5 protein-coding genes are annotated in these 3,473 nt (G+C 59.7%); all 5 read left to right on the top strand.

Annotation, left to right across the window (positions count from 1 at the left end; genetic code table 11):
• Positions 1 to 186 precede the first annotated feature (186 nt).
• Positions 187 to 831: a lysophospholipid acyltransferase family protein gene (locus C9413_RS29685; RefSeq protein WP_170251310.1), complete on the top strand. Its 645-nt coding sequence runs from the start codon at positions 187 to 189 to the stop codon at positions 829 to 831.
• Positions 828 to 1,778 (top strand): phosphatidate cytidylyltransferase, encoded by a 951-nt coding sequence (locus tag C9413_RS29680; protein WP_040116377.1) that lies wholly within the window; start codon positions 828 to 830, stop codon positions 1,776 to 1,778. Before C9413_RS29685 ends, C9413_RS29680 begins: the two co-directional genes overlap by 4 nt.
• The gene (locus C9413_RS29675) at positions 1,775 to 2,164 is read left to right on the top strand and encodes a hypothetical protein (RefSeq protein WP_040116752.1); all 390 of its coding nucleotides are present in this window, start codon (positions 1,775 to 1,777) and stop codon (positions 2,162 to 2,164) included. The genes C9413_RS29680 and C9413_RS29675 overlap by 4 nt, the downstream gene beginning before the upstream one ends.
• Positions 2,164 to 2,808, top strand: coding sequence for a CDP-alcohol phosphatidyltransferase family protein (locus tag C9413_RS29670; RefSeq protein WP_040116376.1), 645 nt, complete (start codon positions 2,164 to 2,166; stop codon positions 2,806 to 2,808). Before C9413_RS29675 ends, C9413_RS29670 begins: the two co-directional genes overlap by 1 nt.
• A 118-nt stretch (positions 2,809 to 2,926) precedes the next feature.
• On the top strand, positions 2,927 to 3,473 hold a 547-nt coding region (locus tag C9413_RS29665), incomplete at its 3' end, for a LysE family translocator (protein ID WP_170251309.1).

Here is a 3,473-nt window from a genome sequence, read left to right as displayed (position 1 = left end):
CTTGACGGCCGCCGAGTCGACACGATCCTCCTCTCGCCGGAACCTGTAGAAGGTGAAGAGCCGACGGCGTAATCCGCCCGCTGCATGTGGAAATCTTTATCCGGCTTTCCAACCGTCTTCCGATTTGTCCAAAACGCAGCTACGTTCCTGCAATCCTGAATGCGGGAAGTGAGCTCGATGAAGCAGATGGAAGGCCTGATCGCAAAGCCTGTCGCGATCGCTATCGTGCTGTTTGCCCGCGCGATCACGGCTGTGCGGGCGATCTGGGCGAATGACGGTTTGCCACCCCGGCGCTGCGTCTATTTTGCCAACCCTGCGAGCCACGGCGATTTCATTCTGATCTGGACGGTCCTGCCGCCGCGTCTGCGCGGGCAAGCAAGGCCTGTGGCCGGCGCAGACTACTGGCTGAGATCGCCGCTTACCACGTTCATTGGCCGCGAAGTGTTCAATGCCGTGCTGATCGAGCGCGACCGTGAAAGGCGCACGCAGGATCCGGTCGAGCAGATGGCGGCGGCAATCGATGCCGGCTCGTCGCTGATCCTGTTTCCGGAGGGCACGCGCAACCAGACCGACGAGCCGCTTTTGCCCTTCAAGAGCGGCCTCTTCCATCTTGCCGCAGCTCGCCCGGGGATCGATCTGGTGCCGGTCTGGATCAACAATCTCAATCGCGTCATGCCAAAAGGCGAGATCGTGCCAATTCCCCTGATCTGCACGGTAACCTTCGGCAGCCCGATACGGCTTGAACCCGGCGAGACCAAGGACGGCTTCCTGGCAAGGGCGAGGGCCGCCTTGATTTCCCTTTCTCCAAGACATTCAGGCGGCAGTGAATGAACGACGCGCGGTCCGATCTTATTACGCTCGTGCTCGGCATTTTCGCCGTGCTGATCTTTGCCTCGCTGGTTGGCTATGTCCTGCATCGGCGTCTTTCGCCGGATGGCTCCAATAGCGCCGTCGAGAACCTGAATGCACGCATCAAGGCCTGGTGGATCATGGTGATCTTCATCGGCGTCGCGTTTCTGGCGGGTCGCGCCGGTGTCATCATTCTTTTCGCCTTCTGCTCCTTTGCGGCACTTCGCGAATTCATCACGCTGACAAACACGAAGCGGGCCGATCACTGGGCGCTTGCCTCGGCCTTCTTCGTGGTGCTCCCCATTCAGTATTATTTGCTGTGGGCTGAAGAGTACGGGATCTACTCGATCTTCGTACCGGTTTACGCGTTTTTGCTGATGCCGATCATTTCGGTGCTACGGGGCGATACCGAACGGTTCCTCATCCGCATTGCCGAAGTGCAATGGGCCCTGATGATCTGCGTCTTCTGCGCTTCGCACGTGCCGGCGCTGCTGACCTTGAACATCCCCGGCTATGAGGAGCGCAACGTTCTTCTCATCGCATTTTTGGTCATCGTCGTGCAGCTCAGCGACGTCTTGCAGTATGTCTGGGGCAAGCTTTTCGGGCGAACGAAGATTGCCCCGAAACTCTCGCCGTCGAAAACCGTTGAGGGCTTTGCGGGCGGTGTCGCCAGTGCGACTTTGATCGGGGCGTCGCTCTGGTGGATCACACCGTTTACGCCCTTGCAGGCGGGCCTGCTTTCTCTGGTCATCACGCTAATGGGTTTCTTCGGCGGTCTGGTGATGTCGGCTATCAAGCGCGACCGAGGCGTGAAGGATTGGGGCAATCTCATCGAGGGTCACGGCGGATTGATCGACCGGCTCGATTCCGTGGTGTTTTCGGCGCCGATCTTCTTTCATCTTGTCCGCTACTGGTGGTCGCTGACATGAGTGGTTGGGTCGCACGGCTTGGACGCAGCAGCACCGTTCATGTGACCTTCGCCTTTCTCGCCATGGGAGGCTGGGCGCTGTTTGCCAATCGCGTCCATCCGCTGCCGCGCATGCTGCTTGCCGGCGTCGTTCAGGGCGCGCTGTCTGCCTGCCTCACTTTGTACTTGAAATCGGCGGTCGAACGATTTTCGAAGCGCTTCAAAGGCTCTGCCGCATTCGTTGCGCCGCCTCTCATCGCCTGCCTCGGTTCTGCAAGCATTCTCATCGCCATCCACGCACTCGCCGCAACACCCGAAATATTTAGGACCGTTGCGGTGCCGCTTGCCGTCTCCACAAGCTATGCGGCGATTTACAACTATTCTCTTTTGACCGGAAAAGGTAAGTGATGACGGACACTGAAGATCGCCGGCCGTTGAACAGCCGGAACAGCTGGTGGGCAAAGGCGATCGCGCAGAAGATCGCGGCGAGATCCGTCACGCCGAACCAGATATCGCAGGCAAGCATCGCCGCCGCCTTCATCGCCGGTCTCCTGTTCTTCGTCGCCGGACGCGACGCTAGCTATTCGCGCATGGTCCTTCTCGCTCTTGCGGCGTTTTTTTGCCAGGTGAGGCTTCTGTGCAATCTCTTTGACGGCATGGTGGCAGTCGAAGGGGGCAAGGCAGAAGCCGACGGGCCGTTCTGGAACGAATTTCCAGATCGCGCCGCCGACATGCTGATTTTTGCCGGCATCGGTCTTGGCATCGGCCATCCCGGCCTTGGCTGGGCGGCTGCAGCATTCGCAGTTCTGACCGCCTATGTGCGCGAGCTTGGCCGGGCCACGGGCCACGGCAGTGATTTTTCAGGCCCGATGGCCAAGCAGCACCGCATGGCGGTCGTCACCGTGGCTGCTGTCGTTTCGATCGGCGAACCTTACTGGGATCTGCATAACCATGTCCTTTGGCTCGGGCTTTGGATCGTGCTTCTCGGTGCCGCCGCAACTGCAGTCCGACGCAGCTTGCGCTTGATCCGGTCGATGAAAACTCCGCTCTGACAAGGGCTGCGCCGTGGGCGGCAGTTGCCGCGGCTTCAAAATTGTCATCCGTACAATTCCACTCTTGCGGCGTGCCAGGGGCTCCTTCATCACTAGGCGATCGAGCCGGAGATCCGTCATGCCCGAACTTGCAAGTCTGCTTGCCTTTGCCCTTATCGCTCTCGGCATGGTGCTGACGCCCGGGCCGAACATGATCTATCTCGTATCGCGCTCGATATGCCAGGGACAGGCGGCCGGATTGATCTCGCTTGGCGGTGTGGCACTCGGTTTCGTCGTCTACATGCTGTCGGCAGCGCTCGGGATTACCGCATTGGTCTTCGCCGTGCCACTCGCTTATGATGCGCTTCGGTTGGCAGGCGCCGCCTATCTTGCCTGGCTTGCCTGGAATGCATTAAAGCCCGGCGGCCGCTCGGCCTTTCACGTTCGCGACCTTCCGCGCGATACCAATCGCAAGCTCTTCGCCATGGGCTTCGTCACCAGCTTGCTCAACCCGAAGATCGCCATGCTTTATCTCTCACTGCTGCCGCAATTCGTGAACCCGCAGGTCGGCAGCGTCTTTGTGCAATCGATCGCGTTCGGCTTTACGCAGATCGCGATCAGCGTCAGCGTCAACGCACTCATTGCACTCTATTCGGGGTCCAGCGCCCTTTTTATGGGCGAACGGC

The sequence above is a fragment of the Rhizobium sp. SEMIA 4085 genome (assembly GCF_013004495.1).
GTDB lineage: Bacteria > Pseudomonadota > Alphaproteobacteria > Rhizobiales > Rhizobiaceae > Rhizobium > Rhizobium gallicum.
The sequence above is the reverse complement of the archived record's forward strand: the minus strand, read 5'-3'. Positions and strand labels throughout refer to the sequence as shown.